The organism is Bacillus sp. EU55 (assembly GCF_038005925.1).
Taxonomy (GTDB): Bacteria; Bacillota; Bacilli; order Bacillales; family Bacillaceae; genus Bacillus; species Bacillus velezensis.
The window spans coordinates 3,815,384-3,833,016 of the sequence record NZ_JBBOUE010000001.1 but is presented as its reverse complement, the minus strand read 5'-3'; the positions used below and the strand labels follow the sequence as shown (position 1 = coordinate 3,833,016).

The window sequence follows — 17,633 nt, the reverse complement described above, 5'->3', positions numbered from 1 at the left end:
TATAATCGGACAACGAAGAAGCTGCATCATCAGTGAATCTGTTACAGAATACGGATCTCATTTCACACTTCTCACATCCAACTGGGGAGGTCGAGTGGTGTGCACGATTACATCAAAGAGCGAACAATCAAGATTGGTAAGTATATCGTGGAGACGAAAAAAACCGTTCGTGTCATTGCGAAAGAGTTTGGTGTTTCCAAAAGTACCGTACACAAAGATCTGACAGAACGCCTGCCTGAAATCAATCCTGACTTGGCGAATGAAGTAAAAGAAATACTCGATTATCATAAATCCATCAGACATTTAAGGGGGGGCGAGGCGACGAAATTAAAGTACAAGAAGGATGAAATTCTTGAAGGGGAGCCCGTTCAGCAGCCGTAGCGCCTGACGTCTGCCGGGCCCTTTTTTCTCCTCCGGGCGGTTTCGCGAATATCCGCAAAATTTTGTCAAGAACTTATATCGTTCAGCAGCTTTTTTTTGATAAATTATGATAATATATATAATTAGGGCACAATGTGGATATTTTACTGTGAAACAGATATCAAGGAGGATATAAATAGATGTTTGCAAGGGATATTGGAATTGACCTCGGTACCGCAAATGTACTGATCCATGTAAAAGGAAAAGGAATTGTTCTGAATGAGCCTTCCGTTGTGGCACTTGATAAAAACAGCGGCAAAGTGCTGGCTGTCGGTGAAGAAGCCAGACGAATGGTTGGACGTACACCTGGGAATATTGTTGCGATCCGTCCGCTGAAAGACGGCGTAATCGCAGACTTCGAAGTAACAGAAGCCATGCTGAAACATTTCATTAATAAGCTGAATGTAAAAGGACTTTTCTCAAAACCGCGCATGCTGATCTGCTGCCCGACGAATATTACATCCGTTGAGCAAAAAGCGATTAAAGAAGCAGCTGAAAAAAGCGGCGGAAAGCATGTGTACCTTGAAGAAGAACCGAAAGTTGCCGCTATCGGCGCGGGTATGGAAATCTTCCAGCCGAGCGGTAACATGGTTGTTGACATCGGAGGCGGTACGACAGATATCGCAGTTATTTCTATGGGCGATATTGTCACCTCCTCTTCTATTAAGATGGCTGGGGACAAGTTTGACATGGAAATCTTAAATTATATCAAACGCGAGTATAAGCTGCTGATCGGTGAACGTACCGCTGAAGATATTAAGGTGAAGGTCGCAACGGTTTTCCCAGACGCACGTCATGAAGAAATCACCATCCGCGGCCGTGACATGGTTTCCGGTCTGCCGAGAACGATTACAGTAAACAGCAAAGAAGTAGAAGAAGCCCTTCGTGAATCAGTTGCCGTCATTGTGCAGGCCGCCAAGCAGGTTCTTGAAAGAACACCGCCTGAATTGTCCGCTGACATCATCGACCGCGGCGTTATCATTACCGGCGGGGGAGCGCTGTTAAACGGGCTTGACCAGCTTCTTGCCGAAGAGCTGAGGGTGCCTGTTCTTGTCGCTGAGAACCCGATGGATTGTGTTGCGGTCGGAACCGGCGTCATGCTGGATAACATGGACAAGCTTCCAAAACGCAAACTGAGCTGATGATAAAACCTCATTCTGAAAAAGAATGGGGTTTTTTTCTGCCAAACCCTTCACGAACGGGAATGTAAATCCGATAATAAGAAAAATGCTGATTTTCATTATAGAACAAATGTTCCGGTGAGGCAACTGGAAATAATGCTATTTCAGAGGTGGAAGACTTGTTAAAAGGATTATATACCGCAACGTCCGCAATGATTACACAGCAGAGAAGAACGGAAATGCTGTCAAATAACATCGCAAACGCGAATACATCAGGGTACAAAGAGGATCAAGGTTCAATCCGCGCCTTTCCCGAGATGCTTCTGAGCCGAATAGAAGGCGATAAAAAAACGAAAATCGGCTCCGTCAACACAGGCGTATACATGCAGGAGCTGAAACCATTGTTCACGCAGGGCAGCCTGAAAACGACCGATCAGCCGACGGATATCGCGCTTATGGAGAATCAAGTTCCCAAGAATGCCAAAACGAATGAAAACGCCGAGCTGTTTTATCCGGTTCAGACTGCGGGCGGCGTCCGCTACTCAAAAAGCAGCACTTTCTCATTAAATGAAAACAATCAGCTTACGATAAACGGAAATCTTGTTTTATCAACAAACGGACAGCCGATTACAGTCGACAATGAAAAATTCACCGTATCAGAAAACGGCACGGTCACAACAAACGGCCGGCCGGCAGGGCAGATTGACATCAGAATGGAAGAAGACGTGCGCAATCTGAAACGGGACGGCAATGACCTATACAGCACGGCCGACGGCTCTGAACTGCCGAGTGCGGCGGCGAATCCCCAAGTCTCGTATACCTTAAAACAAGGCGTCTCGGAGCTTTCAAACGTGGACGTGACAAGCACGTATACAGAAATGACGGAAGCATACAGATCATTTGAAGCCAATCAGAAAGTCATTCAGGCTTACGATAAAAGCATGGATAAAGCCGCAAATGAAATCGGCAAAGTGTAATAAAATGGGGGACGTTCAATTATGATGCTCAGATCAATGCTGACGGCTTCAACAGCCTTAAACCAGCTTCAACAGCAGATGGATACAGTCAGCAGCAACCTTTCAAACAGTGATACGACAGGCTATAAAGCGAGGGACTCCCGCTTTTCCGAGCTGATCAGGCAGCAGTATGATCAAATAGATGATAAAAAGGAAAATTCGCCGAACATGCGGAAAACACCGCCCGGCCTGCGTCTCGGCGCCGGAGCGATGATGACGCCGCAGCTGGATTCAGGGCAGGGAAGCATCAAAAAAACTGACCGTGACCTTGATATCGCGTTCACATCACCATATCAATATCTCCAGGCAGAAGCGGACGGACGGCGGGTGTATACAAGGGACGGCTCACTCACCCTCAAGCCGGCCGGCGGAAATAACCGGGTTCTGCAGCTGATGACGGCGGGAGGCAATCCCATCCTCGATGAGAACGGTCAGCCCATCCAAATTGACAGCTCGCTGACTAAGCTGAAAATCAGCAAAACCGGAACGCTGACAGCTTCAGACCAGGCGGGGACCCGTTCCCAGACGTTTAATCTCGGCATCGTCAATGTCAATAACCCTCAGGCGCTTCATGCGGAAGGGGATAATCTGTTTTCCGTAAACGGTGCGGGAGCTTCAGCGATTGAAGAGCTGACTGGCGCAAACCGGCAGGGGATCGGCATGGAGCAGGGGGCGCTTGAAAATTCAAATGTCGATATGTCTAAGGAAATGACCGACTTAATCGTGTCGCAGCGTTCTTACCAGCTGAACAGCCGCACGATTACATTGGGAGACCAAATGCTGGGCTTAATCAACTCAGTCAGATAATAAAAGAAGGGGCGTTTTGATCAGCCGCGCATGATGAAAAATGCGGCTTTCTCAAAATCGCCCTTTTTTTTGTAGTAATCCGTAATATCCTGAAGCAGCACTTCCAAATCCACCCACGCTTCAATTTTCTGCAGCTCCAGCACGAGCTTCTGCAATCGGTCGTACGGATCCTCCTGAGAGGTATACAGTGTTTTGAGCGCGGCCAGCTTCAGTTTCATGATGTTGCTCTGCACTTTGTCAGCTATGTATAATCCTTTCTGCAGCACGGTTTGTCCTTCGGCGGGGCATCCGGTTTTAAAAAGTGCTCTGACCGCTTCGTATACACAATGAAGGTAGGAAACGGGAGACTCCTTTTCAAAACGCTGATTGCCCAATACCTTTTTGTAAAAAGGAAGCGCCTCTTTATCTTTTTTCTGAGCGGTCTTTAAAAAACCAAAATTGTAATAAGCGTGGCACAGCAGGTTATTGTCATTGATGCGGTCTGTTATTTTTATGGATTCATTGAAGAGCTGTTCAGCGTCTTCATAGCGTGCCTCGTCTATGTAATTTACGGCGAGAAGCAGCTGGCAGCTGAGCGTTTTTTTGATGTAGCCGAATTCACTTTGATAGATCTTCAGCGCTTTGTTGACATATTGAATGGAAAGCGGAGGCGACTTCATCATGTAATAAGCACCCGCTGTTTTATAATAAAATTCAGCGGCTTCAATACGGTTCTGGATGGCCGGCAGGTACTGTTCGGCTTCTTTAAAGCGGCAGACAGCCCGGTTCGGAGTGCCGTTCACCATATGGAATAATCCTTTAGAAAAATGGAAATAATAAGTTAATTCATGATCCATCTCATCTTTGCGCCGCTTCAGCTCACAGAACAGTTTATTCAGGCCGTCCTTTTTCTCAAATAGCAGCTGAAACCGTGCAAAAAACAGCTGATATCTAAGATTGAGCTTTGCATTCTTTTGTAATTTGGGGAGATGCTGATTGATTTGTTCGTGAAGGGAACGGGCTAGATCGAATTGGCGTTTTCCCATGGCGTCATACCACTCATTCAGCATCACCAGCGTGCGTTTCTCAGTAAACTTAGCAATCATCTTCCAACCTCTTTGCTTAGGGTAAAAATCTTTATTTATCATAACACATTAATGGACGAGGCTCATTGCCAGCTGGTTACAGTTTATAGCGCGGTTGAAAAAGAAATTGATTCATAATATACTTCCAAATGTACAGATTGGTTACCACTTATACCTTCTATACATACTATTGTCGATGAAGGAGATGTCAAGAGAATGCTTGATACTCAGCAAATTAAAGAAATTATTCCCCATCGCTATCCGTTTCTTCTGGTAGACAGAATTACGGAAGTCGAAGAAGGAAAACGGGCGGCGGGATATAAAAATGTGACGGCGAATGAAGATTTTTTTAACGGCCATTTTCCTGAATACCCTGTTATGCCGGGCGTATTAATCGTAGAGGCTTTGGCGCAGGTCGGAGCTGTGGCGATGCTGATTAAAGAAGAAAACAGAGGCAGACTCGCGTTTTTTGCGGGGATTGATAACTGCCGTTTCAAAAAGCAGGTAAAACCGGGTGACAAGCTGGAGCTTGAAGTGGACATTACACGTGCACGCGGTACGATCGGACGCGGAAAAGGCGTTGCCAAAGTTGACGGCGAGCTCGTGTGTGAAGCCGAATTAACCTTTGCGCTCGGAGAATAAAAATAAACAAATGGGCTTATAAAAAAGCCCATTTCGTGTAGAATGGGGTGAATGTAATGTGGTCAGAATTTAAAAGCTTTGCGATGAAGGGCAATATCATGGATCTGGCAATCGGTGTTGTCATCGGGGGCGCTTTCGGAAAAATCGTGACGTCACTCGTTGAAGATATCATTATGCCGCTTGTCGGTCTTCTTCTTGGCGGCCTTGATTTTTCAGGACTGGCAGTGACATTCGGCGACGCCCATATCAAGTACGGAAGCTTTATACAAACGATTGTGAACTTCTTCATTATTTCATTTTCTATTTTTATCGTGATTCGCACATTAGGCAAGCTGAGACGTAAAAAAGAAGCAGAAGAAGAGGCGGAAGAAGCCGAAGAAACAGATCAGCAGACAGAACTGCTGACTGAAATCAGAGATCTGCTGAAACAGCGGGCGCATCACAATGACTAGGGCATAAAAAAAGGCTGGATGATTAACGTCCGGCCTTTTTCATGATTATAATTTTTGTTTGAACGCTTCAATCAGCCGGCTGCCTGAATATCCTTCTTTCACGAGCGACTCCAGAATGCTTTCTGATCCGGGGTGATTTCTTGACACCATTTGACCGTAAATTAAAACTTGTATACTCTTTTCCAGCTCGACGATATTTTTGATGCTTCCCGTCAGCTGGGCGGGACGGTTGCTTTTTTTCGTAATCGTTACAAACACCTTCGCTTCTTTCTGGCTTTTCATCAGCATGTCAAAAAAAGAAAAGTGTTCGGCCGGCACCAGAGCTTCAATTAACCAATGGTTTTCACCGTCTTCTTTATTGATAATCAATCCGTCTAAAAGGGGAAACTGTTCAATCGGCCGATCGTCTTTATCTAAACGTTCCACATTCAGATCAACCAGTTTAAAGGTCTTCATCTCTATTTTCACCCCTGTTGTCCATGTTTTTTCGTTCATTTATTATAACACATATCACTTTTTCCGGGAAAATGCTGTAAGACATGCTTCATCATTTTTGTAGGCGGTCAACATTTAATCATTTCTATTTATTCATTATAATGTAAAAGAATATAGTCATGGAGAGATGCTTATGAATCAATTGCGCCTGAAGGAAATTTATATAGAAGACGGCTTAAGGCGGGAGGACGATCATTCCTACTTAGTATCCAAAAAGGAAGAGTGCGAGGTGCATCTTAACAGAAGAGGGAATGTCGTCTTTTTGTATGAAACAAAAGACCGCATGGAACAGTATAAAATTCAGCTTTCACTGACTGATAAAAAGCTGAGTTTTTACTGGTTCGCATGGGACGGCGGAAAGTTCGTCAGGATGTTTGAGAAAAACTGGCTTAAAACGAAACTTTTCTCGCGGCTGCTCAAAAATACATATTACATAAGCGGTCAAAAGAAAAAGTTTTTTTTATCTGAAAGAAAAGCGAAATCATAAGAGAGGCATAAACGGATAACGGTTTTTTCCGCTTTTTGCTTTCTGGAGCTCTTGTACTACAATGAAGCCACCCTCGAAAAAGAGAGGAGGATACGGCTTGTTTAACCACGTGATGCTTGTCGGCCGGCTGACGAAAGACCCGGAGCTCCGTTTTACATCAGCGGGCATTGCCGTGGCTCATATTACCTTGGCTGTCAGCCGCAATTTTAAAAGCGCGTCAGGTGAAACCGGGACTGACTTTGTCAACTGCACCATTTGGAGAAAAAGCGCTGAAAACACAGCATTGTACTGCCAAAAAGGGTCATTGGTCGGTGTGAGCGGCAGAATCCAGACGAGAAGCTATGAAAAGACAGACGGCGTAAAAGTTTATGTGACTGAGGTCATGGCTGATACCGTTCGGTTTATGGATCAAAAACGGAAAGAGCCGCTGGCTGAATAACATGCTTTTTTTCCTCTTTTTCCCGCCTTTTGGCGGGCCCCGCAATACCCCCTTCCTATACGCCAGTCGAAAGACTGGTTTTTTGGTTCGGGATCTAAAAAATGGTTAAAAAGAAGTGATTTTGCTTATAAACACTTAAAATAATTGAATGTTTTAAGATAAAAACTTATAATTACTTACAGATAAGTGACGAAAAAAGGAATGAGGACGTGTATCAAGAAGAAAGACTGATTGCGATAATGGAATATTTGAAACAGCATCGGCGGATCACCGCTGAACAGATATGTTCGCTGCTTCATATTTCAAGAGACACCGCAAGACGGGACCTTGTCAAGCTGAAAGAGCGCGGAGCCATTATCAGAACACGGGGCGGCGCGATTCTGCCGTCTGTGCATCAGGAAGTGCCTGGCTATTCCGGCCGGCTGAAAACCGTTTCTGAAGAGAAAAACAAAATCGGCAGACTGGCCGCCTCCCTGATCCATAAAGGAGACCGGATCATCCTGGATACCTCCACAACCGTGCAGGCCTGCGCCGAACATTTAAATGTCACCGGCTGCACTGTTATTACAAATTCGATCAATCAGGCCGATATCCTCTCTGCAAAAGAGGGAATTGACATTCATCTGCTCGGCGGAAAGCTGCAAAAGGAACACCGGTTTTTATACGGCGCTTCTGTGGTAGAAAAACTGGGGGATTATCACGCCGATAAGGTGCTGATCGGCGTTGTCGGCATCTCGGAAAACGGTCTGACGATACCGCATGAAGAAGACGGCATGGTCAAGCGTAAAATGATCCGGCAGGCGGAACAGGTGATTGCGCTGAGCGATCATTCCAAGCTTGGCCGTACGAGTTTTTATCAATATGCAGACCTGCACGAGGTTGACCTGCTGATCACCGATCGGCTGCCTGATCAGGATTTTTGTGATCTGCTCGACCGGCACGGCGTAGAATTGCTTGTAACTGATTCTGAAGAAGAGGATGAGGACATGTGAAACTGATTGCCATAGATCTGGACGGCACACTGCTGAACAGCAGTCATCAAGTAAGCGATGAAAACGAGCGGGCTTTAAGGGAAGCCCGGCAAGCGGGAATTGAAATCGTGGTGTCCACGGGACGCGCGCATTTTGACGTGCACTCCATATTCGAACCGCTCGGCATAAAAACTTGGATTATCAGTGCAAACGGAGCCGCCATTCATGCTCCTGACGGCAGCCTGTACCATTGTGATGCGATTGAAGAAACAAGGGCCCGGGGGATTTTGTCCTGGCTTGAAGAGAATCAATATTACTATGAGGTGTTTACAAACAAAGCCATCTATACGCCTGAAACCGGCAGGCAGCTGCTCGATATCGAAATGGATCGGGTAAAAAGCGCCAATCCGGAAACCGACCTTTCTATTTTGGAGCAGGCGGCTTCTGTGCAATACAGCCAGTCGGGCTTTGCTTACATTCAATCATACCGTGAGCTCTTTGAGAAAGAAGAACATCTGGATTTTTACAATATTCTCGGGTTTTCGTTTGATGAGCGGAAGCTGAAAGCGGGCTGGGACCGATTCAGCGATCAGAAAGACCTCACCCTTGTCAGCTCTGCCGATCACAACTTCGAACTGGCGTCTCGAAACGCCTCTAAAGGGCAGGCGCTCAAACGGCTGGCGCAAAAGCTAGGCATTCCGATGGCTGAAACCGCCGCGGTCGGTGACAGCTTAAATGACTATTCAATGCTTCAGGCGGCCGGAAAAGGCATAGCGATGGGGAATGCGAGAGAAGATATTAAGGAGATCGCTGATGCCGTTACATTGACAAATGATCAAAACGGCGTTGCGCATATGATCAGGAATTTACTGTGAAAGGTATGGCGATACTGTTCATGACTGGCGTGACGCATTCATGGCAAATGCGGCGTAACAGTAAGGACGACATAAAAGACCGGCTCTTCTGAGAGAGCCGGTCTTTTTGCGTTTAATGTGATTGCGCCGATGCGCTGAGGGTGAATAATTCTTCAAGCTCATCGGATGACAGCTCGGTAATCCAATTTTCACTTTGGATAATCTGATCGTTCAGCGTTTGTTTCGTTTCTAGCATGGCATCAATTTTTTCTTCAATCGTTCCCGTCGTAATGAGTTTGTGAACATGGACGAACCGTTCCTGGCCGATTCGGTAGGCGCGGTCGGTCGCCTGGTTTTCCACCGCCGGATTCCACCATCTGTCATAGTGAATGACATGATTGGCAGCCGTCAGATTCAGGCCGGTTCCGCCCGCTTTCAGTGACAAAATCAGCGTCGGGTATTCTTTCTTCTGGAACCGTTCGACGAGAGAATCGCGTTCCTGCTTGGACAGGCTGCCGTTTAAAAACTGAACCGGTTCTCCGAATGTTTTTTCCAGGAGGCGCTTCATCATGTTGCCCATCTGAATGTATTGGGTGAAAATGAGGCAGCTTTCCCCTTGTCCGCGGATCGCCGCCATTAAGTCAAGCAGCTTTTCCAGTTTGACGGATCTCCCGTTTAACAGCTCTGTCTGTTCTTCCTTCAAATAGAGCGCAGGATGGTCGCATATTTGCTTCAAGCGGCCGAGCATGCTCAGAATCAGCGCTTTCCGCTGCATCCCGGTCAGAGAAGCCATATGTTCAAATGTATCTTTGACAAGCTGTTCATAAAGGGATGCCTGTTCGGCTGAGAGCGGGATAAACTCTTTTTGTTCCAGCTTGTCAGGAAGATTAAGCGCCACTTCTTCATCCCGTTTTGTCCGGCGCAGTAAAAACGGCCGGATTAACTGCTGAAGCTGGTTGATTCTTTTTTCGTCACGGTCTTTTTCAATCGGCAGCACATAGCGTTTATGAAAGCCGGTCAGACTGCCGAGATAGCCTTTGTTCATAAAATCAAAGATCGACCAAAGCTCTGTCAGGCGGTTTTCCATCGGTGTTCCGCTCAGCGCGATATGATGGACGCCTTTCAGCTTTCTGATTGCGCGGGACTGCTTCGTATGCGCGTTTTTAATGTTTTGCGCTTCATCAAGGCAGATGGTGCTCCATGTCACGGAAGAAAGCTCTTCCTGATCGGCGTGCGAGAGGCCGTAAGAAGTAAGAACGACATCCGCATCCTGATAGGCCGGGACAAATGCTTCCCCCTTCGGCCTGCGGGGGCCGTAATGAAGCACGGCCTTCAGCTGCGGCGCGAAGGTCTGGAGCTCACGCTGCCAGTTGCCGAGCACCGATGTCGGCGCAATGATTAAGGCAGGCGCTTTTTGCCGGCCGCTTTCCTTCACATGGAGAAAATAAGCGATCATCTGAATCGTCTTTCCAAGTCCCATGTCATCTGCGAGACAGGCGCCGAAGCCGTTTTCCCGTAAAAACAGAAGCCAGTTCATGCCGTACATCTGATAAGGGCGGAGCTGGCCCTGAAACGCGGCGCTGACTTCATGTTCCGGCAGATCCCGGGCTTCCGTCAGTTTGCGGATCAGGCTTCTGAGATGCTTTGATAATTCGATCTTGATCCCGGCAAATGCCGATGAGTCAATGATGTCCGTGTCCTCGGCTCCGTTTTCCCCGTGATCCATCAGTTCGCGCGCCAGCACGTCGGACATGTGGAGGCCCTCAGATTCCGCTTTTTCCATCAGTTTTTTCATCTGTTTAATAAATTGCGGATCAATTTTCACCCATTGGCCGCGGATGTTGACGAGTCGTCTGTTGTTTGCGACAAGCTCATTGAATTCATCCTCTGTCAGCTCAATTCCGTTAGTGGCGAATCTCCAGTTGAAATCAAGCAGAGCGTTCATGCCGACGAAGGACTCGCCCCGCGGGGAGGATGACACTTTCGCCTTGAGCATCATATTGCTGTCCCGGACAATCTGCCACCATGATGGGAGAAGAATCTCCACACCCATATCGACAAGCGTCTCACTCGCTTCCGATAAGAAGATCCAAGCCTCTTCTTCAGATATCAGCGTCGTTCCTGAATCAAACGAAAGCCAGGGAACCGTTCTGCGGAAGCGGTCCTGTTCGCGCGCGATTTTTCCGCTGTATGCCTGCCACGCTTTTTTCAGTCCCTTCAGTCCGTCAAAAAAGGTGATGGAGCCGGTTTTTTTCTCACGTAAAAACATTTCGATTTTCCAGTCGTCACCGTCGAAATCAGGCTCGTTTAATCGGAGCCCGACGGTAAACGGCGTCAGATCGTCATGCCAGCCGATTCCCTCGAGAAAATCATCTTCATCCAAAAAGGAGCCTTTAAACGTATGAACGGCCGGTGAGCGGGTTTCGATCTGCCGCCATTTTTCCAGCAGGTCATCATTGTACTGAATGTAGTCCTGGACCGCGGCTGAGAACCAGTCTGCCGTAAAGCCTTCCAGCAAAAGCTCACGGTCTTTGAAGCGCAGGACGCCATTTTGCCAAGCCTCATAGTCCGGAAGAAAATCGCCGTCGGCAATAAATTCGTATATCGTCGAAGCCGCTTCGATTAATGGTTCCGTTTCCTTTGTCAGCTGCACGGTGCTGAATGAATTGAACGAGTTTTTTCCGAGCAGCTCGACGGTCATCCACGGGCTGAGCAGAACGGCCGGAGTGCCTATGAAGCTGACGTCTTCAAGAAACGTTCCGTAAAAGGTGGACTCATGCCATTGGAACAAATGAGTCTTCATCTGACTGAGAGTAAGCGGCTGCTCCTTCTCATCATGGCTTGACAGCGTAAATGTCCAATCTTCCATTTGTTCTACATGAATGAAAATTTCCTTAAGACTCGCCATCAATCAACTTTCCTTTCTGCAATTCTTCTTGAAGGGCGCGCAGCCTCTTGTAACTTGCGCTCAGCCGGCTGATATACCGCTCCCATACCTGCTGTTTTTTTGCCTTTTTATAAAGCGTCCGCAGTTTTTTCAGATGGCGTGCAGCCTCTTTATAGGCGCTCCGGTTTTTTTGGTCGATAAAAAAGGCCGCCGCCCGGTGATAGGAGGGGATGAGCGCTTCCGGATCACTGGCGGCAATTTCCTTCAGGATGTCCTTTTCGATTTCCCAGACGGAAAAACCGACGAGGCTGTGAATCTCCACCCACTCCGCGTACCGCCGTTTTTCGTACAGATACTGGCTGTATTCGGTAAAGGTATAGGGAAGGCAGCCGGAAGCAAACCGTTCAAACAGCTGATCATCCCGTGAGTGCCGCGCATAATCCGCCAATAGCGCGAACAGCTCTCCGATGATGTCGCGCATTTCTTTAAACGGCTTATCAAGCTTCGTATAGTTCACGGCAAGCGGTTCGATCCGGCCATACCATGTTTTCAGCCGTTTCCAGTCTTTTTTCACGGTGAGTTCACCGAGCCATTGAAAGGTATACGGCAGCGCTTCAGGAGGGAAGCGGGACATATCTTGGAAGACCGCTTCATCATCTTTTTGCAAAAAGGCCAGATGAAGCCGTCCGAACCGCACTTCCGGCGAAAAACGGCGCCCGCTTTCCTGTGCGAGAATCTCCTGTTCACGCGCGACCCATTTCGGCCGGTTCAAAAGCGCGCTCCACATTTCACCGAATACCCGGAGGCGTTCGTATTGAAAAAGCTCTTCTTTCACAAGCAGTCTGCGCAGCACCGGGGGCGTCCGGTCTAAAAAAGGATCGAGTGAAAAAGACAAGGCGTACGTTTTCAGTCTGTCAATGGAGGAATAAATCGTATCCATCAGCTGTTCCACGTAGGGATTGATGCTGTAATAATCTTTTTCGGCATCCAATCTGCCTGACTCAATCAAAGTGAACATGTGAAGCCAGACGGCAAGCGCCGAATGAATCTGATATAAGCTTTTAAGCTCGGGTTTTTTCGGGGCGTGTTTTTTGAGCGCTGACAGATAGCCGTAATAAAGGCCCTGCATCGTCTGGCTTCCGGCCGGCGTCCGCGCCTCCCACAGCGAGAATTCCGAATCAAAAAAAGCGAGCCAGCTTGACAGCCACTCTTCATTCGGCAGCACTTTTTCCTGAAACTGCCGGCGGACAAGCTCCCTGCTTTCCTCAAGCTTTTCTCTTTCCAGCCAATGTTCGGTAAAGGTACCGACCCGCTCGAATTGGGCATATACGTAAAGAAAAACGGCCAGCACGTGGCGGCAGATCGCCTCAGACGGGCATGCGCAGCCGCTTTTCACCATGAAAAATAAGTTCAGCGTGACCCTTACAGGCACAACATCCTGCACATATGCGGAAATCTCTGTCGGGGTTTGAACCTGTATACGATAGACGGAATCCTGCCGATATAAAATGAGTGCTTTCTTCATCAGCTGAACATTGTCTTCATTGTAAGGAAGAAGTTCTTTAAGCTGTTCAGCCGCTGCGAGCACATCTTCTTTAGCAATCATATCCTGAAGCATGATTATCGCTCCTAACGAGTCACAAAATAAAAAGATTCCAATTCCTCTATTATATCGCAACACATGGCCCGGAAAAAGTTTTTCCTAAAAAAGGACATAAAAACCCGAATGTGTCGAATGATGTATTAGAGATTGCAAAACAGCACCCGACAGCATATAATAATCTTGTTTTCAATTTAATGGAAGCCGAAAGGAAACGAATGATGAAGAAAACGAAGTTAGATCAAGAGGAGTTTCTGAAGATTTTAATGCATGCGCACGACATTGGTGAGCAGTCCTCTGAGATGACCACAAAAGAAATGCTTGAAAATTTGATTTCTTATATTAAAAATGGATATGCAACATAAAATCCCGCAGGTTCTTGGCCGCGGGATTTTTTAATCTTCCTGTGACACCAGTATTTAAAGCGCTTACAAAAATAAAACAGATTGAAGTGATTGTCTATTTTTGTCGAATTTTGTCATTTGAAAAGGTTAGAAATGACAGTTTAAAGCTGTATAATCGTAATTGGAAAAGATCATTGGAGGGAATGGGAATACGCGGAAAGTGATATGGAGGTTATATGGGAGAATCTACAAGCATAAAGGAAATATTCGCAATACTGAGAAAGCGTCTGCTGTTTATACTTATTATTACCGCGGCGGCATCTGCCGCAGGCGGACTCATCAGTTTCTTCGCTCTTACGCCGGTCTATGAAAACTCAACTCAAATTTTGGTCAGCCAATCCAAAAACAATCAAAAAGAAGTCCAATTCAATGACGTTCAAACCAACCTCCAATTAATCAACACGTATAATGTCATCATCAAAAGCCCGGTCATCCTCGACGAAGTGATTAAACAGCTGCATCTGTCCATGACTTCGAAAGAGCTGGAATCGAAAATCACAGTGTCCAGCGAGCAGGATTCACAAGTCGTGACGATTGCCGTGAGGGATACGGATGCTAAGCGGGCGGCCGTTATGGCAAATGCGGTTGCAGCCGTTTTTCAGGACAAGATCACCGCCATCATGAACGTGGATAATGTCAGCATCCTTTCAAAGGCCGAAGCGGCGGACAGCCAGTCACCGGCAGAGCCTAACCGTAAGCTGAACATCGCGATTGCGTTTGCCGCCGGACTTTTGGGCGGAATCGGTCTCGCCTTTTTGCTGGAACATCTGGATAATACGATCAAATCGGAAGAACAGCTGGAATCGCTGCTCGGCATCCCGATCCTGGGAACGGTTACTTCAATCAGTACTAAAGACAGCGTTGCCAAAAACTTGAGGATGGCGGAAACCAAACAAGCGGGGGGCGGACATGTTGACGCGTAAAAAAGACAAACCCGGAAAACGAAGCGTGATTGCGATGTCTGAGCCGAAATCCATCAACTCAGAACAATATCGCACGATCCGCACAAACATTGAATTTTCTTCCGTTGATACGGAGGTGAAGTCCCTTTTGATTACATCCGCCGGCCCGGAAGAAGGAAAATCGACAACCGCGGCCAACCTTGCCGTCGTATTTGCACAGCAGGGGAAAAAAGTGCTTTTAATTGATGCGGATCTGCGCAAACCGACGGTTCATTTCACCTTCAAATTGGACAACGGAACCGGATTAACGTCACTGCTGTTAAAACAGATGCCGTTTCAGAAAGCCGTCCTGCCGGCTGATGAAGCAAACCTGGATATTTTAACGAGCGGGCCGATCCCGCCCAATCCGGCGGAGCTTTTATCGACGGGTGCCATGAAAGATCTTCTGTCAGAAGCCGGCGCAGTTTATGATAAAGTGATTTTGGATACGCCTCCCGTTTTGGCCGTAGCCGATACGAAAATATTAGGCAGCTACACTGACGGGGCCATTATGGTGATCTCAAGCGGGAAAACGGACAAGGAAAAAGCGGCCAAGGCGAAAGAAGCGCTCGATTACTGCCCGTGCAAGCTCCTTGGGGCCGTGATGAACGGGAAGAAACAAACGAAACACTCGGACTACGCCTATTACGGACAATAATGTCATAATGGGCGCGGTCCATTCTTTTTAAGGAGGGATTGAAATATGATAGATATCCATTGTCACATCCTTCCTTCCATAGACGACGGCGCGGCGGATGATACAGAAAGCCTGAAGATGGCGAGAGAAGCGGTCAGACAGGGGATTGATACGATCATCGCGACGCCGCATCATGTGAAATACCGCTATGACACGGACCGACATACGGTCAACGAAGCGGTCAGCATGTTAAACAAACGTTTGAATAAGGAAGGCATTCCGCTGACTGTTCTGCCCGGCCAGGAAATCAGAACAGACGGAGATCTGCTGACAGGTCTTCAAAGCGGCTCGCTTGTCCCGCTCCATGATACGAAGTATGTGCTGGCGGAATTTCCGGCGGATCATGTCCCGGCCTACGCTGAAAGGCTGTTTTATGAACTGCAGCTGAACGGATATGTCCCCGTCATCGCCCATCCGGAGCGGAACAGGGAAATTCGCGAAAACCCTTCCGTTCTATACAGTCTTGTGAAGAAAGGCGCGGCCGCCCAAGTGACGGCCGGCTGCATTGCCGGAGTATTCGGGCGGAAAGCGAAATCCTTTTCGCTGCAGCTGATGGAAGCGAATTTGATCCACTTTCTCGCATCTGACGCCCATAATCTCGGACCGAGAAATTTTTATTATCAGGAGGCGCTCGGCGTTCTGAAAAAAGAAGCAGGGGCTGAGCTGATTTACATGCTCACGGAAAATGCGGCGCTTCTCGCTGAAAACAAAGCCGTTTATAAGGAACCTCCGCTGCCTGTGGCCCGCCGTAAGCGCTGGGGTCTTTTTTAATCGTCGTCTCCATCCCGTTTAAATGAAGCGTAAGCGGCTGTTTTGCAAGATGATTCTTTTATGCTTATGCTATTATCAGCGGCCGGCGCCGTTTTTTCCTATCATGACCTCAGGCTTCCGGCATTCCGCCGGCGCCGGGATCATATGATAATAACGGTAAGCTGCCCAGCAGCAATTTCTAAACGGTTGGGGGAACACGATGAAAATAACAGTGATCGGAACAGGCTACGTCGGTCTTGTGACAGGAGTGTCTCTTTCAGAAATCGGCCATGACGTAACATGCATAGATATTGACGAACGTAAGGTTGAGCAGATGAGAAAGGGGTTGTCCCCTATCTTTGAACCGGGCCTTGAAGATATGATGAAACGAAATATCGGCCGGCATCGGCTGGCATTTGAAACGAGCTACGAAAAAGGGCTTGCGGAAGCGGACGTTATTTTTATAGCGGTCGGAACGCCGCAAAAAGAAGACGGGCACGCAAACCTTACTTATATTGAAAATGTCGCCGAACGGATTGCCGAACATATTTCTAAAGATGCGATCGTTGTGACAAAAAGCACGGTTCCCGTGGGAACGAATGACAGGATCAGCGAAGTTATTCATTCACGGCTGAAAGCGGACGTGAACATTTCAATCGCCTCGAATCCGGAATTTCTCCGTGAAGGTTCGGCGATTCACGATACCTTTCACGGCGACCGCATCGTGATCGGGGCTGAAGACCGGCAGACGCGGGAAACGCTTGACCGGGTTTTCGCGCCGCTTGCGATTCCGGTATATCATACGGACATCAGAAGCGCTGAGATGATCAAATATGCGTCAAACGCATTTTTAGCGGCAAAAATCAGTTTTATTAATGAAATTTCTCATATATGTGAAAAAGTCGGTGCGGATGTGGAATCAGTCGCACACGGAATGGGATTGGATAAACGGATAGGCAATCAATTCTTAAGAGCCGGCATCGGTTACGGCGGTTCCTGCTTTCCGAAGGATACAAACGCCCTCGTGCAGATCGCGGGACATGTGGAGCATGATTTTGAATTGCTGAAGTCCGTCATTAAAGTCAACAATAACCAGCAGTCCATGCTGGTTGATAAAGTGCTGAACAGGCTCGGCGGTGTGACGGGGAAAACCATCGCATTATTAGGGCTGTCTTTTAAGCCGAATACAGATGATATGCGGGACGCGCCGTCCATTGTCATTGCGGATCGTCTGGCGGCTCTTGACGCCCGGATGACAGCGTACGATCCGATCGCTTCATTCCGGGCTTCCGGGCTGCTTCCGGCTGAAGTTTCCTATCGGGAGTCCATAGAAGAAGCCGTCAGGGGAGCGGATGCCGTACTGATTCTGACAGATTGGGAACAAATTAAACACTTCCCGCTTGAAGCGTACAAAGAGCTGATGGAAACCCCGGTTATTTTCGACGGGAGAAACTGCCACTCGCTTGAGGAAGCGGAACAGGCGGGCGTGGAATATATCTCAATCGGAAGAAGAGCCGTCGTGCCTCAGACTGATTCTGTCACTTGAAAGACCGGCGGACTGCGCCGGCCTTTTATCATACAATCAT

General features: G+C 47.7%; 19 protein-coding genes. 15 read left to right on the top strand and 4 right to left on the bottom strand.

Going from position 1 to position 17,633, the window contains the following annotated elements:
- Window positions 1-99 precede the first annotated feature (99 nt).
- The 4 genes from spoIIID to NYE50_RS19535 all read left to right on the top strand — a co-directional run bounded on the left by spoIIID (window position 100) and on the right by NYE50_RS19535 (window position 3,364).
- The gene (gene spoIIID / locus NYE50_RS19550) at window positions 100-381 is read left to right on the top strand and encodes a sporulation transcriptional regulator SpoIIID (protein ID WP_003151236.1); all 282 of its coding nucleotides are present in this window, start codon (window positions 100-102) and stop codon (window positions 379-381) included.
- A gap of 179 nt (window positions 382-560) precedes the next feature.
- Entirely contained in the window at window positions 561-1,562 is a 1,002-nt protein-coding gene (mbl, locus tag NYE50_RS19545) for a cell shape-determining protein Mbl (protein WP_003151237.1), read from the top strand.
- 158 nt (window positions 1,563-1,720) lie between these two features.
- On the top strand, window positions 1,721-2,518 hold the full coding sequence (locus NYE50_RS19540; RefSeq protein ID WP_224988319.1) for a flagellar hook-basal body protein: 798 nt from the start codon (window positions 1,721-1,723) through the stop codon (window positions 2,516-2,518).
- A gap of 24 nt (window positions 2,519-2,542) precedes the next feature.
- On the top strand, window positions 2,543-3,364 hold the full coding sequence (locus NYE50_RS19535) for a flagellar hook-basal body protein (protein WP_029575297.1): 822 nt from the start codon (window positions 2,543-2,545) through the stop codon (window positions 3,362-3,364).
- 20 nt (window positions 3,365-3,384) lie between these two features.
- Here the strand turns inward: NYE50_RS19535 and NYE50_RS19530 are convergent, their stop codons facing one another.
- Window positions 3,385-4,449: a response regulator aspartate phosphatase gene (locus NYE50_RS19530; RefSeq protein ID WP_224988317.1), complete on the bottom strand. Its 1,065-nt coding sequence runs from the start codon at window positions 4,447-4,449 to the stop codon at window positions 3,385-3,387.
- Between the two features lie 195 nt (window positions 4,450-4,644).
- On the opposite strand from NYE50_RS19530, the gene fabZ reads away from it, so the two are divergent.
- Both fabZ and mscL read left to right on the top strand, forming a co-directional pair.
- Window positions 4,645-5,070 (top strand): 3-hydroxyacyl-ACP dehydratase FabZ, encoded by a 426-nt coding sequence (gene fabZ / locus NYE50_RS19525; RefSeq protein ID WP_003151242.1) that lies wholly within the window; start codon window positions 4,645-4,647, stop codon window positions 5,068-5,070.
- A gap of 56 nt (window positions 5,071-5,126) precedes the next feature.
- Entirely contained in the window at window positions 5,127-5,522 is a 396-nt protein-coding gene (mscL, locus tag NYE50_RS19520) for a large conductance mechanosensitive channel protein MscL (RefSeq protein ID WP_049627557.1), read from the top strand.
- A 45-nt stretch (window positions 5,523-5,567) separates the two neighbouring features.
- On the opposite strand, the gene NYE50_RS19515 is transcribed toward mscL, so the two are convergent.
- Window positions 5,568-5,978, bottom strand: a complete 411-nt coding sequence (locus tag NYE50_RS19515) for a YwpF-like family protein (protein WP_016937685.1) — start codon at window positions 5,976-5,978, stop codon at window positions 5,568-5,570.
- Between the two features lie 172 nt (window positions 5,979-6,150).
- On the opposite strand from NYE50_RS19515, the gene NYE50_RS19510 reads away from it, so the two are divergent.
- The 4 genes from NYE50_RS19510 (at window position 6,151) to NYE50_RS19495 (ending at window position 8,789) form a co-directional block, all read left to right on the top strand.
- Window positions 6,151-6,504 carry a hypothetical protein gene (locus tag NYE50_RS19510; RefSeq protein ID WP_060964082.1) on the top strand — a complete coding sequence of 118 codons (354 nt, stop codon included), beginning with the start codon at window positions 6,151-6,153 and terminating at the stop codon, window positions 6,502-6,504.
- A gap of 97 nt (window positions 6,505-6,601) precedes the next feature.
- Window positions 6,602-6,943, top strand: a complete 342-nt coding sequence (ssb, locus tag NYE50_RS19505; protein WP_045926379.1) for a single-stranded DNA-binding protein — start codon at window positions 6,602-6,604, stop codon at window positions 6,941-6,943.
- A gap of 209 nt (window positions 6,944-7,152) precedes the next feature.
- Window positions 7,153-7,935 carry a DeoR/GlpR family DNA-binding transcription regulator gene (locus NYE50_RS19500; protein ID WP_016937688.1) on the top strand — a complete coding sequence of 261 codons (783 nt, stop codon included), beginning with the start codon at window positions 7,153-7,155 and terminating at the stop codon, window positions 7,933-7,935.
- On the top strand, window positions 7,932-8,789 hold the full coding sequence (locus NYE50_RS19495; RefSeq protein WP_159353527.1) for a Cof-type HAD-IIB family hydrolase: 858 nt from the start codon (window positions 7,932-7,934) through the stop codon (window positions 8,787-8,789). Before NYE50_RS19500 ends, NYE50_RS19495 begins: the two co-directional genes overlap by 4 nt.
- 112 nt (window positions 8,790-8,901) lie before the next feature.
- On the opposite strand, the gene NYE50_RS19490 is transcribed toward NYE50_RS19495, so the two are convergent.
- The gene (locus tag NYE50_RS19490) at window positions 8,902-11,676 is read right to left on the bottom strand and encodes a DEAD/DEAH box helicase (RefSeq protein ID WP_159353526.1); all 2,775 of its coding nucleotides are present in this window, start codon (window positions 11,674-11,676) and stop codon (window positions 8,902-8,904) included.
- Window positions 11,663-13,273, bottom strand: coding sequence for an SWIM zinc finger family protein (locus NYE50_RS19485; protein ID WP_159353525.1), 1,611 nt, complete (start codon window positions 13,271-13,273; stop codon window positions 11,663-11,665). Before NYE50_RS19485 ends, NYE50_RS19490 begins: the two co-directional genes overlap by 14 nt.
- Before the next feature lie 203 nt (window positions 13,274-13,476).
- On the opposite strand from NYE50_RS19485, the gene NYE50_RS19480 reads away from it, so the two are divergent.
- From NYE50_RS19480 to NYE50_RS19460, 5 genes are all read left to right on the top strand, one after another.
- Window positions 13,477-13,620, top strand: a complete 144-nt coding sequence (locus tag NYE50_RS19480) for a hypothetical protein (RefSeq protein WP_003151259.1) — start codon at window positions 13,477-13,479, stop codon at window positions 13,618-13,620.
- A gap of 215 nt (window positions 13,621-13,835) precedes the next feature.
- Entirely contained in the window at window positions 13,836-14,582 is a 747-nt protein-coding gene (locus NYE50_RS19475) for a YveK family protein (protein ID WP_007407552.1), read from the top strand.
- On the top strand, window positions 14,569-15,258 hold the full coding sequence (locus NYE50_RS19470) for a CpsD/CapB family tyrosine-protein kinase (protein ID WP_015418389.1): 690 nt from the start codon (window positions 14,569-14,571) through the stop codon (window positions 15,256-15,258). Before NYE50_RS19475 ends, NYE50_RS19470 begins: the two co-directional genes overlap by 14 nt.
- 45 nt (window positions 15,259-15,303) lie before the next feature.
- Window positions 15,304-16,068, top strand: coding sequence for a tyrosine-protein phosphatase (locus NYE50_RS19465; protein ID WP_014419068.1), 765 nt, complete (start codon window positions 15,304-15,306; stop codon window positions 16,066-16,068).
- Window positions 16,069-16,267: 199 nt separating this feature from the next.
- The gene (locus NYE50_RS19460; RefSeq protein WP_039253554.1) at window positions 16,268-17,593 is read left to right on the top strand and encodes a UDP-glucose dehydrogenase family protein; all 1,326 of its coding nucleotides are present in this window, start codon (window positions 16,268-16,270) and stop codon (window positions 17,591-17,593) included.
- Window positions 17,594-17,633 lie beyond the last annotated feature (40 nt).

Bases quoted from the DNA above. Each gene is read 5' to 3' on its own strand.
- mbl (WP_003151237.1), top strand. From the start codon at position 561: ATGTTTGCAAGGGATATTGGAATTGACCTCGGTACCGCAAATGTACTG.
- NYE50_RS19535 (WP_029575297.1), top strand. From the start codon at position 2,543: ATGCTCAGATCAATGCTGACGGCTTCAACAGCCTTAAACCAGCTTCAA.
- NYE50_RS19530 (WP_224988317.1), bottom strand. From the start codon at position 4,449: ATGATTGCTAAGTTTACTGAGAAACGCACGCTGGTGATGCTGAATGAG.
- fabZ (WP_003151242.1), top strand. From the start codon at position 4,645: ATGCTTGATACTCAGCAAATTAAAGAAATTATTCCCCATCGCTATCCG.
- mscL (WP_049627557.1), top strand. From the start codon at position 5,127: ATGTGGTCAGAATTTAAAAGCTTTGCGATGAAGGGCAATATCATGGAT.
- NYE50_RS19515 (WP_016937685.1), bottom strand. From the start codon at position 5,978: ATGAAGACCTTTAAACTGGTTGATCTGAATGTGGAACGTTTAGATAAA.
- NYE50_RS19510 (WP_060964082.1), top strand. From the start codon at position 6,151: ATGAATCAATTGCGCCTGAAGGAAATTTATATAGAAGACGGCTTAAGG.
- NYE50_RS19490 (WP_159353526.1), bottom strand. From the start codon at position 11,676: ATGGCGAGTCTTAAGGAAATTTTCATTCATGTAGAACAAATGGAAGAT.
- NYE50_RS19485 (WP_159353525.1), bottom strand. From the start codon at position 13,273: ATGCTTCAGGATATGATTGCTAAAGAAGATGTGCTCGCAGCGGCTGAA.
- NYE50_RS19480 (WP_003151259.1), top strand. From the start codon at position 13,477: ATGAAGAAAACGAAGTTAGATCAAGAGGAGTTTCTGAAGATTTTAATG.
- NYE50_RS19475 (WP_007407552.1), top strand. From the start codon at position 13,836: ATGGGAGAATCTACAAGCATAAAGGAAATATTCGCAATACTGAGAAAG.
- NYE50_RS19470 (WP_015418389.1), top strand. From the start codon at position 14,569: ATGTTGACGCGTAAAAAAGACAAACCCGGAAAACGAAGCGTGATTGCG.
- NYE50_RS19465 (WP_014419068.1), top strand. From the start codon at position 15,304: ATGATAGATATCCATTGTCACATCCTTCCTTCCATAGACGACGGCGCG.
- NYE50_RS19460 (WP_039253554.1), top strand. From the start codon at position 16,268: ATGAAAATAACAGTGATCGGAACAGGCTACGTCGGTCTTGTGACAGGA.